At 52.3% G+C, this 20,070-nt stretch carries 13 protein-coding genes; 7 read left to right on the top strand and 6 right to left on the bottom strand.

All coding sequences use genetic code 11. From position 1 onward, the window contains the following. The first annotated feature begins 267 nt into the window (after positions 1-267). Positions 268-1,395, top strand: a complete 1,128-nt coding sequence (locus P8N76_05475; protein ID MDG2381103.1) for a sialidase family protein — start codon at positions 268-270, stop codon at positions 1,393-1,395. A 155-nt stretch (positions 1,396-1,550) separates the two neighbouring features. Here P8N76_05475 and P8N76_05480 read toward each other — a convergent pair whose 3' ends face one another. Further along, entirely contained in the window at positions 1,551-2,987 is a 1,437-nt protein-coding gene (locus P8N76_05480) for a pectate lyase (protein MDG2381104.1), read from the bottom strand. A gap of 91 nt (positions 2,988-3,078) precedes the next feature. Next, positions 3,079-4,425, bottom strand: coding sequence for a Gfo/Idh/MocA family oxidoreductase (locus P8N76_05485; protein MDG2381105.1), 1,347 nt, complete (start codon positions 4,423-4,425; stop codon positions 3,079-3,081). Positions 4,426-4,946: 521 nt separating this feature from the next. Here P8N76_05485 and P8N76_05490 point away from each other — a divergent pair. Further along, positions 4,947-6,149 carry a hypothetical protein gene (locus P8N76_05490; GenBank protein MDG2381106.1) on the top strand — a complete coding sequence of 401 codons (1,203 nt, stop codon included), beginning with the start codon at positions 4,947-4,949 and terminating at the stop codon, positions 6,147-6,149. A 261-nt stretch (positions 6,150-6,410) separates the two neighbouring features. On the opposite strand, the gene P8N76_05495 is transcribed toward P8N76_05490, so the two are convergent. Further along, entirely contained in the window at positions 6,411-7,172 is a 762-nt protein-coding gene (locus P8N76_05495; GenBank protein MDG2381107.1) for an AraC family transcriptional regulator, read from the bottom strand. Positions 7,173-7,274: 102 nt separating this feature from the next. On the opposite strand from P8N76_05495, the gene P8N76_05500 reads away from it, so the two are divergent. The 3 genes from P8N76_05500 to P8N76_05510 are packed head-to-tail and all read left to right on the top strand — an operon-like array spanning position 7,275 to position 12,929. Then, the gene (locus tag P8N76_05500) at positions 7,275-10,199 is read left to right on the top strand and encodes a PSD1 and planctomycete cytochrome C domain-containing protein (protein ID MDG2381108.1); all 2,925 of its coding nucleotides are present in this window, start codon (positions 7,275-7,277) and stop codon (positions 10,197-10,199) included. 18 nt (positions 10,200-10,217) lie between these two features. Continuing rightward, entirely contained in the window at positions 10,218-11,717 is a 1,500-nt protein-coding gene (locus P8N76_05505) for a DUF1501 domain-containing protein (protein MDG2381109.1), read from the top strand. 42 nt (positions 11,718-11,759) lie between these two features. Continuing rightward, entirely contained in the window at positions 11,760-12,929 is a 1,170-nt protein-coding gene (locus P8N76_05510; protein MDG2381110.1) for an aminoglycoside phosphotransferase family protein, read from the top strand. 167 nt (positions 12,930-13,096) lie between these two features. Here the strand turns inward: P8N76_05510 and P8N76_05515 are convergent, their stop codons facing one another. Both P8N76_05515 and P8N76_05520 read right to left on the bottom strand, forming a co-directional pair. Continuing rightward, entirely contained in the window at positions 13,097-16,111 is a 3,015-nt protein-coding gene (locus P8N76_05515) for a HEAT repeat domain-containing protein (protein ID MDG2381111.1), read from the bottom strand. Between the two features lie 14 nt (positions 16,112-16,125). After that, positions 16,126-17,094 carry an SGNH/GDSL hydrolase family protein gene (locus tag P8N76_05520; protein ID MDG2381112.1) on the bottom strand — a complete coding sequence of 323 codons (969 nt, stop codon included), beginning with the start codon at positions 17,092-17,094 and terminating at the stop codon, positions 16,126-16,128. A 317-nt stretch (positions 17,095-17,411) separates the two neighbouring features. Here P8N76_05520 and P8N76_05525 point away from each other — a divergent pair, with 317 nt between their 5' ends. Beyond that, positions 17,412-18,128, top strand: a complete 717-nt coding sequence (locus P8N76_05525) for a TauD/TfdA family dioxygenase (GenBank protein ID MDG2381113.1) — start codon at positions 17,412-17,414, stop codon at positions 18,126-18,128. A 270-nt stretch (positions 18,129-18,398) separates the two neighbouring features. Here the strand turns inward: P8N76_05525 and P8N76_05530 are convergent, their stop codons facing one another. Then, complete coding sequence (locus P8N76_05530) at positions 18,399-19,556, bottom strand: hypothetical protein (protein MDG2381114.1); 1,158 nt, start codon at positions 19,554-19,556, stop codon at positions 18,399-18,401. Positions 19,557-19,898: 342 nt separating this feature from the next. Between P8N76_05530 and P8N76_05535 the strand changes: the two genes are divergently transcribed. Continuing rightward, complete coding sequence (locus tag P8N76_05535; GenBank protein ID MDG2381115.1) at positions 19,899-20,066, top strand: SEC-C metal-binding domain-containing protein; 168 nt, start codon at positions 19,899-19,901, stop codon at positions 20,064-20,066. Positions 20,067-20,070: the final 4 nt, after the last annotated feature.

Here is a 20,070-nt window from a genome sequence, read left to right on the forward strand (position 1 = left end):
TGTTTTCCAGTTTAGTGTGCGCTGCCGAAGGACGTTTGCCAGCCAGCCACACCTGTAAGGCTGATGGATATTTGCCAAAGAAAAAACTGTTTCGGAGGGCAACTGTTAAAGCAGAGACTGTTAGAAGAACAGTCATCGGATTTCCTCGCCGGGCTCTTTTGGGATAGAGAGAGCAGTTTGCTATATTTTTACGATTTGAAATTGCTACGATGGCGTTGCTTTTGCTTATCCTTGCAACTTTTTACTGAACGAGTTCGGACCCAATCCATGTCACGCTTATTGCTGATGCGACTGCTCACGGTCACGGCGTTATCACCGCCAATTCTCTTCGCGGCTGAAAAAGAACCGGCGATTCAGCATGTGGTTATTGAACCGGCTACGAACGAGACACCGCGTAGTGACACCGCTTCGGTCGCCCAACTACCAGACGATCAACTCCTGGTGGTTTACCACAAGTACGAGAATGGCAAACGCAGCGGCCACGATCATGGGATCTGTCGGATCTGGTCCAAAGTGAGTGACGATGATGGCAAGACGTGGCAACAGCCCCGCATGCTTGTAGACGTGGGCAAGGGTGATATGAACGTCCAGGCGCCAGCCCTGTTGCGCACCAAGTCAGGTGGCCTGCTGTTGATCAGCTTACGAGCTCATCCAGATGGTAACAGTAGCACCATGTGTTTGTTCGAGTCCGTGAATGGTGGAAAGAGCTTTAAGCCTCGAGATCCATTGTGGACTCGATCAAACGGTCAGTTGCTCCAAGGTGGAACCAGCTGCCTTCTCGAACTTAAATCAGGCCGATTACTTTTGCCCTACCATGGCGGAGTCGGTAGCCAGTGGAAGCAAAAGAATAGCGCGTGGTGCCTTTTCAGTGACGACGGTGGTCAGACTTGGAAACGGTCGGAGCCGATTGACCTTCCCAAACGGGGCGCGATGGAAGCTTCGGTTGCCCAATTCGACGACGAGACTTTGCTGATGTCGCTGCGGACGCAGCTTGGGGGTCCTTTTCTATCGCGTTCTGCTGACGAAGGAAAAACCTGGACCCAACCCGTATTCAGTGGTCTAGAGGGAGGTGAGTCGGGTACCTGCTTGCGACGTTTACCAGGTAGTAATGACGTTGTCTTGTTTTTCAACAACAGCAAATATAACCCAGATCACCACCATTTCGGTGAACGCACACCACTTACGTGTGCGCGGTCGTCAGATCAAGGAATGACTTGGAAGATTATCGGCAACATTGCTGCAGACCCGGCCGCCGAATATACGAATCTGGATTGTTTCTTCACAGTACGCGGCGACGCCATTCTCACCTATATGTACGCCAAGCCGGCGTGGAATCGTGATAAGATTCAATTGAACGCTGCGCTGATTCCCCGACGCTGGTTCGATGGCTCTTAACGCAAGTGCTAGGATCAACGGTGACTGAAAAACAGGATCCCGTGCAGCACGCCTGACGATTCTTGAAACAGAGTCGGGCGATTGGAGTGTTGGTTGGATTGATTGTCGATCTGCGAAGTGAGTACAAAGAGAGACGTTGGGGATGGACGCCCACATTAGACGTCATCTATCTGGTTTAGATATGACTCAAGATTTGAGTACTCAGCATCGATGTGATGTCCGTTGCGGTCAGCCGGGTCCATGGGGTTCAGGCCGTGCTGTTGCTCCCAGTTGTCGGGCATTCCATCATGATCTGTATCGGTGGGGGCCGGGGCGGATTGTAAGAGTGGCCAGCCTCCCGCTTCGGTCTGTCGATCAATAATTCCTTGTTCTCCACAAGATGCCGTTCCAGCGACCACCTCTTGCAACACTCGAGTATCAATCGCATCCCGCACGGGTCGCTGGGCACCGACGTTGGCCAAAACGATTTTGTAGGCATCTGTTGCGCTGTGTGTGGTGACTGGCGCGAACGGAAACGCTTCTTGTTGCCGGTTTTTCGCTTCGTTGGTGTTGCCCTGGAAGATCACGCCACCCTTCCAGTTATTGCCAGTCAGTTCGGGATAGCTCTCGACGACATTGCCTTCAATGTGCCATCGCGGCTCGAAATTTTTGTAGCGAGCCATGTTGTCGTCGATTCTGGCAATTCGGTGTCGGACGTGCGGCCGAGTGGCGGGGCCGGGTTTGTAGTAGTTGTTGACCAAGTTAATGCTCATCGGTTTTCCATCGCAGCTACGTTTCCCCCAGTTGTAGATCACGTTGTTGCGGAAATCCATCTGCACCGTATGATCGTGATCACCGCCAGCAATGCTCGGGTTGCGCCCGGAACAATGAGCGAAGAGGTTGTGATGATAGGAGGTGCGCTGGCCGCCTAGCGACGCCCCATAGCCGTGCGGGGAGCGGTTGACGCTGCGATGAAGAGGCTCTGAAATCAGCGTCCACTGCACGGTCAAGTTTTTCGTTCCATGCCAGGTATTGATGGCCTCGTCGCTCGACCAGCTCACGCTGCAATGATCGATGATGATGTTCTCAGCATCGCGTACTTCGAGTCCGTCCATCGCTTTTCCGGCCTCATCGCCGACGCGGATGCGTAGATAGCGAACGATGATGTTGTTTGCCCCTCGAATCTCCAGCGGAAACCGGCGCAAGCAAATTCCGTCACCCGGAGCTGTTTGTCCGGCGATAGTGATGTTCGACTGTTTCACAAACAGCACAGACTTCAGCTCAATTGTGCCCGAAACTCGGAAGATCACTGTGCGATGGCCGACGCTCACTGCGTCTCGCAGCGAGCCCGGACCGTTGTCGTTGAGATTTGTGACGGCATACACCTCGCCCCCGCGACCTCCTGTGGCAAACCGTCCCCATCCCTGGGCCTCCGGAAAAGCAAGCGGCTGGGCGACAGCGCTCAGTGTCGTACAAAGCAGACCCGTCAGCAGCAACGAAACCCGCGTCGATTTCTGTAGGACGAACTGTCCCCTGGACGACAATACAGAGCGCATCACGGTCGCGGTAATTTTCAATCGAAGTTTAGCGACCTGCGCGAGTAGCTGTTTCATAATTGGTGTCCGGTCCAAGTCGAGCAGTAGCCATTGTGATTGTCGGGATCTTGGCGCCGACAGCGGAACGGTGTCCACTGCGGACGAAATCTCAGACCTGCCAGCCATCTCGGTACTCTCGACGCAGAAACTGATTGGCCGATTCATGGTTGGTGAATTCCATCTTGTCCGAATCCCAAAGCAGCTTTTTCTGCGTAAGGTCGTCTCGTAATTGAGAACGAAGAGCCACGTTGCCCAGCAACACGGTTTCGGTGAGAGGTCCTGCAAAGTCGAAGTTGGCACCCGCTTTCGGACCGCCTTTGCAAGCCTGAATCCATTCTTCGTGATGGCCTGGTGAACGAGCCAAAACTTTGGGTGGCGTTCCATATTCTTTGGCGCGATTTTCGGGGAACATTCGCCAATCGTCCCAGTCGCTTAGGATGACACCATCATCGCCAACGAGCATCACACCATTGGCACCTAATTCATCACCGTCTTTCAAAGCGTCTGGTCTTGGTGGTCGTAAACCACCGTCGTACCACACAACCTTCACCGGTGGCATCTCTCCGCGAGCCGGAAAATGATAAGTCACTACCGAACCCAGCGGGTAAGATTCCTCATTCACTCGCGTGGAGACAGCTTCCACGCTGGTCGGCGCTTTCAGCTTTAAGGCGCGAACGACTGGATCGAAGTAGTGGCAGCCCATGTCACCCAAGGCACCGGTTCCAAAGTCCCACCGACCTCGCCACTTGAACGGTGCGTAAGTCGGATGGTAGGGCCGCATGGGAGCTGGTCCGATCCACAGATCCCAACTCATCGTTTCAGGAATTGCGGGTGTATCGGTTGGACGCGAAACTCCCTGTGGCCAGTATTCGGAAAATAGACCTCGCGAAGGTCGATCGGTCCAAATATGGGATTCGCGAATCGGGCCGACTGCGTTGTCGATGACGAATTCCTGCACGATTCGTGTCTCTTTGTCCGCTTGTGCTTGATTCCCCATTTGCGTTGCTACACCCGCTTCGCGTGCCGCCTTCGTCAATTCGCGCGCTTCCCAAATCGAATGCGTCAAGGGCTTCTCGCAGTAGACATGCTTGCCAAGCTGAATCGCGGCCATGGAGGCGTGGAAGTGATGGTGGTCTGGTGTCGATACGGTGACTGCATCGATTTTCGAATCCATTTCCGACAACATGACTCGATAATCTTTATATCGTTTCGCGTTTGGTAGCTTCTTGAACGACTCGGCTGCACGTTTCCAGTCAACGTCACACAGAACAATGATATTCTGCGAGCCAGTATCCCTGACATTGAGTGCTCCTCTGCCACCAGCACCGATACAAGCAATGTTCAGCTTCTCGTTAGCGGCGTAGGTTCTTGCCGACCCGGCTTGTAGAATTGTAAAGGTGGCGGTGGACGCACCTGCGGTCTTCAGGAAGCTTCGACGATGAATGGGCAACGGCACAACAGTTACTCCGTATTGTAATGGTTCGTTCGAGATCACCTTCAATGAGTCTTAGTCTATATTTTAACGAATCTCGGCATGGTTTGCTTCTTAAACAGCAGGTTCAAACGATACTTGACGTGTAGCGTCCTGGATGTTTAGCCTAATCACCTCTTTTGCGGATTCCACACGAGCTGTGATTTTTTTGACCTCGGCGTGAAGAGCCCGTCCAAATCGTAAGAGACTCCAACGAGGGGGCTCACTTTTCGCGATTTCAGGTAAAAAGTTTAAAATTGGAGAAGGGCTTTCGATAGTGTGTCACGCAGGCCAAGTCCGTGACGCGATGCGCCTACTGAAAAATCAGTTGTTGGAAGTATGGTCAGTCAGGGGAACCAAATTGGGATGGCTTGAGCAAGATTTTGTTTGGTCGTGCGAACCGATCAGCGGTGTAACAAAAGTGCAGTAGTTAAGGCACAGGGCTTGCGCTGTGGTCGCAATGTCGACGGACCACGTTCATGGCGGAGAGGAGCTGAAAACGACGTGTGGACTCAAGCCAGCAAATCTTTTGGAGGGACGACATCGACTCAAGCCGATGCAAGATTCGACGACGTCTCAACCAGTTTGAAAAAATTGCGGGCTGGCTGGGGATCGGTGTCGGATTGTTTATTGCAAGCTGGCCGTTTCTGATGACGGCATTCTTCTACTTTGCGATGTCGGATTCCGAAACAGAGGATGGAAAATTGCTCACGAGTGTTCTGGCCGCAAGCCTGTTTTTTGGGGTCTTTTGTTTCCCGATTGCGGGCTTTGCTTTTTTGAAGGGTTTGTTGATTCTGCGTGGTCGTATGGAAATGGTGTTGGACACTAAGCGACTGCGCGTGATGAGGAGATTCGGACCGTGTTGCTCGACGCGTCGCTGCAAGTTATCTCAGTTGGGAGGGTTTCGGATTCAAGAAATTAAAAGCGAGCGAATCCGTTTTGGGGTTGGTTGTTCGAACCTGTTCGTCGTTCGGAAAAATGGTGGCGAGTTTCCTTTGTTGCGCATGTACCCCGATGAGATCATTCACCAGCTTGCAAAGGATCTACCCGAAAAGATCGAACGGCTGACGGGGCGAGCATCGCTGGTCGGTACAGACGGGATTCTGGCTGGAAATCTTAAAGCCGAAAGGACCTCGATTGATCCGCTCAAGACTCAAGATAGCACAACGAAGCCGATCGGCAGTAATCTTGAGCGAGAGGAACGAGGCGATGGATATGTCGTTCGTTTGCCTCGCCTATCGAAATTAACGAGTGTTGAGGGGAGATGGGGCCTTGCTGGTCTTTTCGCAGCTCAGCTCCTCCTGACGTTTGGTTTGGTCCCGGCTTTGATCGCGGGCAAAGTGAAAGGACAGCCGTCTGCCGGCTGGGGCATATTTTTTGTCTTCACCACGATTTCAATCTTCATTTTTTTATGCGTTATTTCTGCTGCTAACCGAAATGGATCAGTCCGTATCAACGATGGGAGGCTGACATTTCAGGCGAGTGGTCGGTTTGGAAAGCATTTTGCGAAGTGGAAGTTGGAGTCGATTGAGGCCGTTCGCGTTGCCGTTGAGCAGGACACGGAAAAGCCGTTCCATTCGACACACTTCGTTGAGGTGCGACCGGACTCGAACAAGCCAAGAAAGGGGTTGGACAACCGGGATAAGTCAGAACTCGAGTGGAACATAACTGGAATCGTTGATTATCTTGATTGCCAGCGATGTAATTAGCCAGCGATGCAATTAGGTGATGGAAGCTGCAAGGCTCTGCTTGGAACAATCGATTGCATCCGCAGCTTGATTTCTTGTTTCAAAATTTGTCTGTCACCGGGTCCGCTGCTGGGGTTGTCACGTTGGCTGCTTATGCCGAGGTAGCGCTCAGCGCGCATGCCTGGAGTGGTCAGGATTTTTGCTGCCGATTGTCTGACGTGATCAGCCTCGAGACATTTGCTTTGGGAGCTGCCGATTTGTCGCTTTTAGCTGCGGGACGAGTTAATCCGAAGATTGGGGAATACGAGTGGACTGACTACGTTTTCGATAAGCGGACGGAGCCATACCCATCACGCGATGGAAACTGCGGCTGAAATGGGCGTGGTCGTAAAAGCCACATGCCTGGGCGATTCTTGTAATGCTCTTGTTCGTTTCTTGCAGCATTGCCACGGCTTGTTCGATACGGATTCGAATGAGGTACTGTCGTGGTGAGGAACCAAAGGCGAGTCGAAACCTGCGTTCAAAGTGACTTACCGAGAGGCCAGCCATTGCAGCCAATTGCTCTGTCGAAACTTCACCAGCAAAATTCTCGTGCAGGTAGGTGATGACATCGGCCATGGCATCCGCTGTTCCTGACTGGACCCGTTCAATCTGACGTGAAAATCCAGCAATACCAATCACGCGTCCACGTTGATCACGCAGAGGGATCTTGCTGGTGGTGACTAAGCGGGGTGAGCCCTCGCCTTCCGGCGCACTCTCGATACGGTTGAGAATCGGCTCCCCCGTTTTCATCACTTGTTCGTCGTCGCTGCGGTAGTCATCGGCTCGGGTGCTGGGAAAAAAATCGTGGTCCGTTTTTCCGATCGCCTCATCCTCCGAGACGACGCCACAGTATTCACACCCTCGTCGATTGAGTTTCATGAAGTGACCTTTTCGATCTTTGACGAAGAACGAAACGCCAGGTAGGAGGTCAAACAAGGTCAGCACTTGTTGCCCAGGCTCGAGTCGGTCAAAAAACTCCCGTTGCATGGCGGTATTTTTCATGCTGCATTTTTACACCAAATTGATTCCTCCGTGCAAGACGCGACTGCTCATGCTGCACAAAATGGAAGGATTCAGACCGAAACACCTGGGAAGCCAGCGATCATGTCCAAGATCATCCGATATTGTCTCATTTCTGCATTGTTTGCAGGCCTCTTGGTCGTGCTTGGCGAGTCGGCGATGGCCACAGACAAAGCAAGCTTCACTCGCGACATCCGTCCCATCCTGGCCAAGAACTGCTTTGCTTGTCATGGCCTCGACGAGGATGCTCGCAAGGCTGATTTGCGGTTGGACGACCGGTCGGTTGCGATCGATGCGGGTGCGATCGCGCCTGGCGAGGCGGATCAGAGTGAATTAATTGCCCGCATCGAATCGGATGATCCTGATACGGTGATGCCGCCACCCGATTCGGGACACGAAATCAGCGCAGAGGAAATCAAACTGCTGCGACAGTGGATCGCCCAGGGAGCCAATTACGAAAAACACTGGTCGTTCACGCCGCCAGTAAAAGTCAATCCTCCTGCAGTTCCAGCAAGTGGTGCATCTCACCCAATCGATCGTTTCGTTTTGACTCGGCTCGAAGCTGCGGGACTTCAGCCCAGCCAACAGGCGGATCGACAGCGCTTGCTTCGTCGTCTCTCTTTGGACCTTATTGGTTTGCCACCGTCAGTCGAAGAAGCGGACGCGTTTCTTGCCGACCCATCCGCAGACGCTTACGAGAAAGTCGTCGATCGACTACTCAAGTCGGATGCCTACGGCGAACATTGGGCTAGGATGTGGCTTGATCTGGCTCGATACGCGGATACGAAGGGCTATGAGAAGGATCGTCCGCGGACAATTTGGCGCTATCGCGATTGGGTCATCGGCGCATTAAATCAGGATATGCCTTACGATCAATTCACCATCGAACAGCTTGCTGGAGATCTATTGCCAGGGGCGACGAGCGATCAGTTTTTGGCAACTGCCTTTCATCGCAATACGATGGAAAATGAGGAGGGCGGAACGGACGATGAAGAGTTTCGCGTGGCGGCTGTTAAGGATCGCGTCGATACCACCCTTCAAGTCTGGATGGGACTGACGATGGGTTGTGCCAAATGCCATTCCCACAAATACGACCCCATCAGTCAGCAGGATTATTATCGTTTCTATGCCTTTTTTAATCAGACCGAAGACGCTGACCGTGAGCAGCCAATTCTATCGACACCCACACGGCAACAACGGCGGCAGATTGAGTCGTTGGAAAACGAAGTGAAATCGCTCGAGCAACGGGTTGACCAAAAGTCAGCAGATTACGCGCAGGCTTGGAAGGAGTGGCAGAAACAGTTTGATTCTCAACCACTTTGGTCGCCGCTGTTCAAGTCGAAGTTTGAATCAAAGCAGGATGTAAAGCTTGATCAGGATAAGGAGGGGACGTTTTCAGTCGAGGGTGAATTGCCGGAAAAAGACAGTTGGAAACTGACCGTCGATTTACCCGCCGACCAACTGGTGACATCACTCAGAATTGAAACAGATCCAAAGATGGCGGGCGGTAAATGGAAGGACAAAAACGTCGCGTTACGTGAATTAGCCGTCGAATTGATTGAGCCTGGACAGGACCCTGTCAAACTGAAACTTGTCCGCCCACGAGCTGATTTTTCGCAGCAAGGTTGGGAAGTCTCGCGTGCAATCGATGGCAAGTCAGATGCTGGTTGGGCCTTCTCACCGAAGGCGAATGAACCTCATTGCGCAATTTTTGACTTCGCAGAACCGATCCAACCGCGAAGCGGTCTGCAGTTGCGACTGACGCTTGAACAAGAATATGGTCAGGGGCTGACGCTGGAAAAGTTTCGTATTTTCGTGAGTTCATATCCTGGCCAATGGCTGATAGCCGAGTTGAATCCGATGGCCTCTTTGGAAGGCGTCTTTCAGCGACGCGTCTATCCCCCGGCAGTGCAATTGGAGACGAAACGCGCGGCTTTGAAAGCGGTACAACGTGATGTGGTTTCAACCCCAGTTATGCGGGAGCTAGAGGCTGCGAAAAGGCGGGAAACGCGGATTCAAAGACGAGGTAATTTTCTTGACCCGGGCGAATTAGTATCGGCACGTGTACCCCGCACCTTCGGATCGCTGGCTGACGACGCGCCACGCAATCGGCTTGGCGTGTCGAAATGGTTGATGCAAGCCGAGAATCCCCTCACAGCGCGAGTCGCAGTGAATCGAATTTGGGCTCAATTGTTTGGCATCGGACTCGTAGAGACGGAAGAAGACTTTGGGACCCAAGGTGCGCTGCCTTCTCATCCTGATTTGCTGGACTGGCTGGCGGTGGATTTTCGCGAAAACGGCTGGTCGCTGAAGGGATTGCTCAAGATCATGGTGATGTCTCAAACTTATCGACAAAGTTCTGTGACGACAAAAATGCAGTTAGAAGTCGATCCTCGCAATCGATTGTTATCGCGAGGGCCTCGATTTCGCTTGTCAGCAGAAACGGTTCGTGACCAGTCATTGGCCGCATCTGGCCTACTGACAAAAAAAGTTGGTGGACCGTCGGTGATGCCACCCCAGCCAAGCGGCATTTGGAAATCAACTTACAGTGGCGAGAAGTGGAAAAACGCCACCGGGCCAAACCGTAATCGACGGGCCGTCTACACCTATAAAAAACGAACCAGTCCCTATCCGGCGATGATTACGTTCGACTCTGGTAGTGGTGAAGTATGCCAGATTCGGCGAGTTCGCACGAACACCCCGATACAAGCACTCGTGACGCTCAACGACGCGGCTTATTTGGAAGCGGCGGGAGCGTTGGCATTGCGAATGGAAGCGTCTGCGGAAACGACACGTGATCGGATTGCCAACGGTTTTCGGATGGTGCTCATCCGACACGCGGAACCAGCGGAACTTGATCGTTTGGTTGCACTTTACGGCTCACTCCAGGATGATCTGGCCGACGGAAACGCGCTGTTGAAATCTGCAGGTTTGAGCAAAGGTGATTCTCGACTCGTTGGTGTCGCAAATGTCCTGTTGAACCTCGACGAAACTTTGATGAAACCCTAGAGAAACCCTCGTGAAGCCATGAAATTACCCATTGCACTTCAGCAAACCCGTGCCATCTCGCGGCGACACTTTTTCGGTCAAACTGGATTGGGTGTCGGAGCGATCGCGCTCAGTTCGCTGCTCAATCGCGAGAGTCAAGCGGATCAGAAGCCATGGCAGATTCCAGCCAAAGCCAAGTCAATCATCTATTTGCATATGGCAGGATCGCCCTCGCAACTTGAGTTGTTCGACTATAAGCCGGCACTGGCCAAGCTGCACAACACCGAATGTCCGCAGGAGTACCTCGAGGGCAAACGATTTGCCTTCATACGAGGCGTACCCAAAATGTTGGGGCCGCAGTCCGAGTTCAAACAGCACGGCGAAAGTGGCCAGTGGGTGAGCAATCGGTTTCCGCATCTCAGTCGCGTGATTGACGACATCTGCGTAATTCGATCGGTTCACACGGAACAATTCAATCATTCACCCGCTCAGTTATTCATGCACACGGGCAACTCGCTGTTGGGTTATCCGTCGATGGGATCGTGGGTCACATACGGCTTAGGCAGTGAGAACGATAATCTGCCGGGTTTTGTCGTACTTTCATCCGGTGGAAAGACTCCCAGCGCCGGAAAGTCGTTGTGGGGTAGTGGCTTTCTTCCGACGGTTTATCAAGGCGTGCAATGTCGAACGGATGGAGGCGACCCGATTCTGTTTTTGTCGAATCCGGATGGTCTTTCGCGAGCGGCACGACGCAAAACACTGGATGCGATTGCGGATCTGAATCGATATCAACACCAGCAGATTGGTGACCCCGAAATCATTACGCGTATCGCTCAATATGAGCTTTCATTCCGCATGCAGATGTCGGTTCCGGAAGTGATGGATATCAGTCGAGAATCGAAGGAAACGCTCGATCGGTACGGTGCAAAACCGGGGTATGTTTCCGAAGCGGAATCGGCTGCCGATCCACGACGACTCTATAAAGGAGATGATCCAACCTTTGCCAATAATTGTCTGCTCGCACGGCGCTTAGTCGAAAATGGTGTGCGGTTTATCCAGCTTTATGATTGGGGCTGGGACCATCACGGGTCGGCACTCGGCGAATCGCTTGATGAAACCTTGCCGATTAAATGTGCGCAAAGTGACCGAGCCATTGCGGCATTGATCACGGATCTTAAGCTGCGTGGCATGCTGGATGAAACGTTGATCGTTTGGGGTGGCGAATTCGGTCGAACACCGATGATGCAGAACAACGTTAACAAAGAATTGAAGAAGGGATTTATCGGTCGCGATCACCATCCTCACGCGTTTACCATGTGGATGGCGGGCGGAGGCATTCGACCAGGTGCTTACGGTCAAACGGATGAACTCGGCTACTACATCGCAGAGAATCCGGTCAGCGTGCGCGACCTGCAGACAACGATTCTCCATCAGATTGGAATTGATCCACACCGTTTTAGCTTTCCTTATCAAGGGCTTAATCAGCGGCTAATCGGACCAACAGAAGAAGGCCAAGTACTTCGCGAAGTGATCGCGTGACCGAGTGCGCGAAGCTTCGCAGAAATGATTGTTGGAAACAGCATGGCAGCGTTTGACCAAATGCGGTTGATTGTCATGGAGGCTCTCAAGCCCTGGGAAGAGAAGCATCATGCCCGGCTGGAAAACGTTGAATGTACCGACCCGCAGTTGTGCGGGCATGAATTCAAATATGATTCGGCTGGTCAGTATCTGACAGGTGTGTATCCCTATCAGATTAGCTATTTGACGGAAGCCGGCAGTCGCCGAACTCTTGAAGTGATGGTCAAAGCCAAACCGGATCAGGTACAAATCATTTCTGTGTACCAGAGTTTACTCGATGCGGGCGGGATAGATCTTTCGGTACCGCTGAAAGTGAATTTGGAAAGATCGGACTACGCGGTACCCAATCTAAAAGAATTGGGTTTGTTTCGTGATTTCAGTGACCGTTTGCAGCCCTACTTGCCGAAGTCGATGGGATTTTTCGTTAATGCCTCGAATTCCTATACGCTGCGAATTGAAAAAAAATTGTCCCAAGGAAGTGTCATTCTAAACCCCGATGATGACACTACGAACCATTGGAAGAACGGTTTTTTTGATCTTGCGTTAATGGGCATGGCGGATCTTCACTCCCGGTTTTTTGAGAAATACCAGCCGCTTGTCGATACGAGATCGATTTTTGTCTGTGATCGCCAGTCGATGGTTCAAGGGGAACCGTTGTGGCGAGCACTGTTGCATTTCATCGCCGAACACTTTCAAGATGAGGTGACGGAAGAACGGTTAGGTCGGCATCGGGAGATCCTTGATCATCTTGCCGACTGGTTTGCCGAAGTGGATCAGCAACCGAAAACACTGCTTTACGGCGACTTCAATCCCCAAAATCTGGCTTTTGAAAAAACTGAAAACGGCTTTGAATTAAGTCTGTTCGATTGGGAGCGCGCCTTGATCGGGTTGCCACAAAGGGATTTGGCAGAGCACTTGATCTATTCATTACCCGTTGGGTTTGATGAGGAGCAGGTTTTGGCAGCGGTTACCCGCTATCGAGAAGCGCTCTCCGACGGCAGCGGCGAAACCATCGCCCCCGAAGAATTCAATCTGGGTCTCAAATGGATGTTGTATGATCTGATCCTGAACCGACTCCCCTTAATGATGCTGGTGAAACATGTAGCGAACAAGCGTCCCCATTCCAATCAGGCTTATGCCAACGCGCATCGACTGGTCAGCATTCTGGAATGAGCCGGATCTCAAAAAAGGTGTCAGGTACCTTTTTGGTTGCTTGGGTAGTTTTGACTCATTGTGCATTTGCTGGGTTTGGTAACGGGCGGCAAGTTTTAGAGAAAAAGTCGCTGACACCTTTTCAGCTTCTTTACCAAAAAAGTACCTGACACCTTTTTGAGCAGGGCCTATTGCTTGCCCAGCGTTGCCAGATATGCGACAAGATCCGCGAGCTGGTTTTGGGTCAGCAAGTCGGTCAGCCCCGACGGCATCATGGACACCGGACTTGTTTCGCGCGACTCGATCCCAGATTTTGCCACGCGCATTTCCTGACCAGCAGCGTTTCGTACGATGACGACATTCGTGTCTTCACGCACTACCATTCCCGAATAGACATGTCCATCGTCGGTGCCGATAACAGTCATACGATAGCCTTCTTTGATTTTTTTGCTGGGATTTAATAATGACTCAATCAAGTAGTCCACTGGGGCCGCCGCACCGATACTGGACAGGTCTGGACCGATGTTGCCCCCCGTTCCCTTGATGGCGTGACATTTCACGCAGGTCAGCTTCTTGTCTGCAAAAATCACGGCGCCGCGTTTGGGATCGCCGTGATCGGCGATGCGCGAAATGAGAGTTGACCGGCTGTTGGCATCAAGCGTCGAAGTGGCTTGCAGACCGCCCGCGTTTTGCAGCAAACTGATCAGGTCAGCTCGATTCGAGACACCGGACGTTTCGACCAATCGGCTTGCATAAGTTGCACTCTGTTGATTGAGGTTCGCATCTTGAAGGTCATTAGCAAATATTTGCGAGGCATTGGCCTGGGTTAGAATTGCCTCCATCAGTTCCTCGACCTCGACTTCATTGAGTTCAGTCGAGAGTAGGTCCATCGCGGACGCGACACCGATTTTCGGATTCAAACTCACCAGTGCAGCCGTCGCAGGGACGCGAGCATTCGAGTCTGCTTCACGGGTGGCGGCGATCAGTCGACTGCGGCTACCCAATCCCGCGAGTCCCCAAGCGGCAGCTTTGCGTCTTTGTTGAGATTCGCTCGACAGAAAGGCAGCCAGTTTGTCTTCAAATACTGCGCGTTTCGAATCGGGTCCCCAAACACCTATCAATCGACAGGTTGCGTTAATAACTTGTTCGTCCGAACTTTCGAGCAAAGTTTGGCAAACCAGACTCCGCAATTTTTCGTTGCCTGGCAATACGGCACGATCCGTTGCCGCTTCGAGTAATGCATTGGCAGCATCTTTGGCGGCAGGATGTGCTTTGGATGATGCGATAGCGACCACTGGCTCAAGATCCTGTGCCGAGCCGATCTTGCCGATCAAACGTACAACCGCGGGATCAGCGTCATCTGAATTCCGCTTGAGCAAGTCAACGAGCGGTGCCAACGCCTCCTGCTTTTCAATGGCTTTGAGTGCAAATGCCATTCGCGTCGCATCTCCATCAAAGTCCATTTCTTGTTGCTGAAATGCTGGGAACCAAGAGGGCTCGAGAATTCGACAGGTTCTCCACAACGCAAAATCCAGATACTGATCCATGGGATGGTTAAGCGCCTGGAGAGCCGCATTTGCTGCTTCCGGACTGGCGACCCGGCTCAGCGCGGTCACTGCCTCTCGTCGTACGCGAGGGTGTTCGTCGTGCACGGCGATTTTCAGGGTGTCTAACGCATTGGTCGATGTGGGCCAGTGATAAAGGACTCGGACTGCCGCCGCACGGACTCGGTGGTCTGGCGATTTCATCAATTCTCTTGCGAGCTTAGAGGATCGCTCTGAGGAGACGGTTTGATAGGTCCACAGGGCCTCGAGGCGATGATGCTCGTATTGTGGGTCGTTTGTATTTAATTGATTCAGCCAACTTTCAAGTTTTGCGACGACCTCCAACTCGTCGCGGTGTTTCAATGCTTGTTTTGCATTAAGTCGTATCCATTCTTCGTCCGACTTGAGCAGATCGAACAGTTCTTCAATCGACGCATTCTTGTAATCGACAATAGGTGCGAGCGGACGATTTTTGGCCGTGATTCGCCAAATGCGACCGTGGATGTGATCACGTCGCTCATCGCGAAAATCAACTTCTCCGTGTTGGATAATCGGGCTGTACCAATCGGCGACGTACAGGGCACCGTCAGGACCCATCACCATGTCGATCGGTCGGAAGGAGATGTGCTTGGATTGAATAATGTCGCTACCGAGCGTCGAAACATAGCCACCATCGCGTTCTTCTAAGTTGTACCGATCGATGTTGTTTGCGCGAAAATCAGCCGCGACCACAGCACCTTGCCATGCTTCGGGAAAGTGCTTGCCACTGATGATTTCAATGCCGCACAGCTTTGGCCGTTTGGGATTAAGGCCACGCAGAAAGCGATTTTCATGTGGTGAAGAGAGAAATACTGACTCGGGGAACGAGTAATTGATGCCGTCCCCGCCGGCACCATCGGTTTGAAAGGTCTGTCCCCAACGATCGAATCGCACGCCCCAAGGATTCGTTAAACCACGACTATAGATTTCCAAGCGACGGGTCTTTGTGTCGTAAGCCCACAGCCCACCGCCGTTCAATCGACGCGGGCCGTAGATCGTTTCAACGTGGGTGCCAATGTAGTAGCCTTGCAGCATGTAGAGCAATCCGTCAGGCCCCCAACTCAAGCGATGCAGCGTATGGTGCGTGTCCTCGCTGCCGAACCCCGATAGCACGACTTGACGATCATCTGCAATTCCGTCGCCATCGGTATCCTTCAGGTAAAGCAGTTGTTCAGCGTGTGCAACATAAGCGCCGCCTTCTTCATCCGGCAGAACCCCGCCAGGAATGAGCAGTTTGTCGGAGAAGACGGATGACTTGTCCGCTACGCCATCGCGATCGGTATCTTCGAGAATGACGATGCGGTCGGTAGGCGCTTGGTTGACGTTCAACTGCGGATAAGTTTCGCTGCTAGAAGCCCACAACCGCCCTTGGCGATCAAACGTAATTTGGGTTGGCTTGGCGAGCAGAGGGTCCGCCGCCCAAAGGTTTACTTCGAAACCGTCTGCCACTTTAAAGGCCGCCAATTCAGACGTTGGGTCGGCCTGTGGGATGTTACGAAGGTCGCGTTGTGCGACCACCGTTGATGCACACGAAAGGATGGAAGCAAAAACGAAAGCGTAAGCAAACGTGTTGAACTGTTCTGTTCGTTTCCGGCGAACTTCCCAGCGGGCGGATGTCATTGATGTTTCAGTTATCACTTTGCACCTCTGTGCTCATTCATCAGTTTGCGGATTCGTGTTTCTTGTTGACTGATGAAGGGCTCAAACTGTTCCGGTTCTTGCTGAGCGATTACTTGTTCGCTCTTCCGCTCGCCGTAAACAAACGCATCGTTGCGGGGTCGCCATCGATGATAGTAGAGTGTGTTTTTCCGCACGACCGCCGCCCGAAGTTTCTCGGATGCTTCTGAGCCAGGTTCGATTCGCGGGTTCGGCATTTCCAATTCGTCCGCGATCGTCTCCGCGAGAATCGCGTAGCCGCTTGCAATCGGATGCAGCCCGTCAAAGGTCACCGTGGAATCTCCGGCGGACATGACTTGAAAGAGATTTACGTAGGGATGCCCACCACTTTGTGCGAAATCTGCAATGACTTCACAATACCTTTCCAGCATTTTGTTGCGTGAACGGACATGTTCGATTAATTGCTGGTCGAGTTCGCGCACAACGTTCGACTCCGACGAGTGATTTTCCTGGACACGAAGCTCGATCGGAAGCGGTGAAATGAACACATAGCGAATCGATGACGGCATCTCGGATGTCAATCGTTTCAGTCCGGTGCGGAATTTTTCGATCCCGTTTTCACCGTCGAACGATTCATTGAGCCCATAGGCCACAAAAATCACGGTAGGTCGGAGAGATTTTAGATGGGCAATCATCCGCTGAAAACCCTCTTCCGGGTCACCGAACACGGCCCGTCGTCGCCCACCGGTCCGAGCGTGACCGTAAACGGTATCGCCATCCCAACCTAAGTTGCGAAATGTGATATTTTGGTCAGGCCAGCGTTGGGTGAGAGTCGTCTCGAGATAGCCAGACTCTAATGCTCGCTCAAAAAATGAGTTACCCAAAAAGACAACGCGATCTCCATCGCGCAGGGCAAACGTTTTCGCTTGTATCTGGCTGGTGAAAATCAAAAGTGAAAATGCCAGCGTGATCCCGACTCGGTTCATTTGTTTGCCTCCCCAAGGTGTGGATTGGGATTATAGATGATAACAGTAGCGATTACCAAAAAACGGTGACCTCTCCTTGGTAGCGATTCCTTCGGGATGGCTTAGATCTTTGGCGGTGGCCGGAATCGAGGACGCCATGATGGGAGTCTGTGATCGCGACGAGTTGTCATCCGCGATTACAGCTCAAGGGCGGGAATGAAGTCGATCGCCTCCAGCAGCTCGCGAAAAGGGTCTGCGATCAGGGCAGATTCTCGCTGCTCGTGACGAGCGACATTCCAGACAAGCTAGAGCAAGAAGCCGTCTGGAACCCCCGAAGAATGGAACGCTGTGTGAACGAGTCCCGTTTGCCTTACTGCTCAGTGATTGCTAATGCCGCGCCAGCGTTGAATCCTGAATCCACCCACGGCACCTATTCCAATGAATCGCTCCCAATGCACACCGATGGTGCATATCTCAAAGAGCCGCCCCGCCTGAAATTCTTAGCGACCTACGATTTTTCGGTCCGAAAGGGTGTCAACATCCCGAGGGCAGATCGACCGCTCGAACCCCCGCTATCAAGATTTGTAGATGGCTATGCCGTCTTAGCTCAATTATCAAAGAATGATTTAGAACTTCTTTTCAACCATGCAGTCACTCACGTCATTGTAGACGATCCATCGGAAGCCCCCCTGCTCTGTCGTATGCCTCTGTTGTCGATTCATAAAGACGAGTTTTTGAGCTTTCGCTGGAACGCCCACGACCGAGAGAGGAAACGCATGGAACGCGAAATGCCGCAGCTGTCGATGGACTCACTACGAGCGTCCAATCCTGATCTGGCGAAGGTCCTGCGGAAGATCGAGAAGATTGTCGAGACGGATTCTGGCTCAAACAGCTTGATGTATCGGGCGCGGTGTGCCGACGGGGTGATCGCCGTCGTGGATAACTGGCGAGTCCTGCACGGTCGGGATGCCATTTCGCCGTGGATGAGTCGAAAAAATCTCCTGGCTGATCTCGGCAACCAAGCGGTTCAAAAGCTATGGGAAAACCATGGGTAGCCGCCTGGATAAATCCATTTCCAGAATCTGCATTTCGATGATTTGGCAGTGGCGTCGCTATCCTTTTTTCGAATTGGGCTGCTACCCAGAAAAACCAGTTGGCGTACACCGATTCAAAACTACCTCATTGATCAAATCGAAAGCAGACCTCTTTTCGAGTCTGCAGAAATCGATCCGTCTTGCCCCATGGAATATGGCGATCGAACGGCGACCGGATACGAAGCAAATGTTCGGTCCGGCCAAACCGCTGCAATCAAGATCTGCACTTAACTAGTTTTTTCGTAGGTAATGAGAGAGTCCAATGATCCCAAGCAGCACAAGACACAAACTGGAGGGTTCTGGGACGGCATTGGCAGCCTGTCGCGGGCCTTGTTCGTAGCCGCCATTCGAAAATGCGGCTACGAAGTCACTGCTGTTAAACGAGGTGTCGCCATTCCAGTCTCCCTCGGCATAGGTTGCAGTAACCTCTTTTTCGTATTTCGCCGCTCCGAACACAACAACGAAATCGCTGCTGTTGAATTCACCGTCAAAATTCGAGTCTCCCAACCACGACTTCTGGATATCGCTGATCCAAAGCAGGCGGTCGTTGATGTCCGTTGTGCCGTCCTCGTTGAGGTCACCAAGAAGATTTCCGTCAGCAACATATTGTGCATGCACGTCGAGATCAGGTGCATCAATCACACCACTTGAGTCATAGTCACCGAGGAGTCCTTCGCCCTCGCTGTAGACCGTCATGTGAAACAACGAGCCGTCGCATGCGTCGCCTCGTCCTTCATCTTCACCTTCGGGCGATAGTGCGATGTCCAGCAGATCGCCGTTGCTAAGGTTGAGCGAAATCGTTTCTTCCTCAGCTACTCCAAAATTCGGTTCAAAAAGGGTTGTCAAAAGCTGGCCATTTTGAAACAGATGAAGCGCTGTTCCATTTCCGCAATTAGCGTTCTGTGCCGTTAATGCAATCTCGACACTCGCTGGCCCAAAGTGGTTCGATTCCCAGCGACGAATCGACCAATGTTCCTCGGCCATAGGATCGTCAACTTCCGTTGGAACGGCGGAGTTCGTTCCATTGGGATGTCCAAAATCGTCCGCACCGATACGTGTCCACGGTCCGGTCTGTGCCAACCCAGTCCCGACGCCTTCGCCATCGCGATAAAGACGCCACTGATTTCCGTCCCAATGGTTCTCACCCTCCGGGCCGACTTCAAAGCTGTCGTCGTTTAGAAAAGGAATGAAATCTTCGGCAGCGTATTCACCATCGTCTTCTTCGTCGAGCGTTAGATTGTAATAGCCGTACGTCCAATTGTTTTCTCCCTGTATTCCGTCGAGCGACCAGTCTTCGACAGAATCTGCAATCATGTCGGCGGGCGCCGCAGAAGAAAGTAGGATCAAGACTCCGAAAACAGTTGTCAATTTACTTGCGGACCTACACACGGCATTCTCCCAGTTAACAAAATGGAACATCAAGTATCGATGGAAAACCGAAGCGGTAACATAAACGGTTCAGTTGCCTTCGGCAACTTTTGTTTGAGAAATCTTCCGGTGAGGGGGCGACCGGCATGGTGGAGTCTCGCAAGGTACCAGGTAGCTCCAGCCACCTGCCAGGAAAGTTTAAACCAGTCAGGCGGGATCGTGACGGACGGATCGAACCATTCTGTTCCGTCGGTGTCCGGTTGAGTAGTGGAAGGTAAGTAACGGTGTTTTTCTTGGGATGGAGGTGGAGCATGCAAGCTATGAATCGCGGGCAATTCGACGAACAGCCATTTTTTCGAGACGATGAGCAAACGGCGCAGAGGATATCCCTCCGAAACGCAGGTGAAGCGTGGAGTGAGGGTTGTGCACGGCGAAAAATTGCTCGAAGAGAAGCTCGGGCGCAATGACCCCTGTCCCTGCGGATCCGGTCAGCGTTTCAAGCGGTGTTGTCTCAAGAAAGGCTGCTTTTGATGGT

It is taken from the genome of Pirellulaceae bacterium (assembly GCA_029243025.1).
Classification (GTDB): domain Bacteria; phylum Planctomycetota; class Planctomycetia; order Pirellulales; family Pirellulaceae.

Excerpts from the sequence above, each read along its gene's own strand:
- P8N76_05475 (MDG2381103.1), top strand. The coding sequence starts at position 268 with ATGTCACGCTTATTGCTGATGCGACTGCTCACGGTCACGGCGTTATCA.
- P8N76_05480 (MDG2381104.1), bottom strand. The coding sequence starts at position 2,987 with ATGAAACAGCTACTCGCGCAGGTCGCTAAACTTCGATTGAAAATTACC.
- P8N76_05495 (MDG2381107.1), bottom strand. The coding sequence starts at position 7,172 with ATGAAAAATACCGCCATGCAACGGGAGTTTTTTGACCGACTCGAGCCT.
- P8N76_05500 (MDG2381108.1), top strand. The coding sequence starts at position 7,275 with ATGTCCAAGATCATCCGATATTGTCTCATTTCTGCATTGTTTGCAGGC.
- P8N76_05505 (MDG2381109.1), top strand. The coding sequence starts at position 10,218 with ATGAAATTACCCATTGCACTTCAGCAAACCCGTGCCATCTCGCGGCGA.
- P8N76_05510 (MDG2381110.1), top strand. The coding sequence starts at position 11,760 with ATGGCAGCGTTTGACCAAATGCGGTTGATTGTCATGGAGGCTCTCAAG.
- P8N76_05515 (MDG2381111.1), bottom strand. The coding sequence starts at position 16,111 with ATGACATCCGCCCGCTGGGAAGTTCGCCGGAAACGAACAGAACAGTTC.
- P8N76_05520 (MDG2381112.1), bottom strand. The coding sequence starts at position 17,094 with ATGAACCGAGTCGGGATCACGCTGGCATTTTCACTTTTGATTTTCACC.
- P8N76_05525 (MDG2381113.1), top strand. The coding sequence starts at position 17,412 with ATGGAACGCTGTGTGAACGAGTCCCGTTTGCCTTACTGCTCAGTGATT.
- P8N76_05535 (MDG2381115.1), top strand. The coding sequence starts at position 19,899 with ATGAGCAAACGGCGCAGAGGATATCCCTCCGAAACGCAGGTGAAGCGT.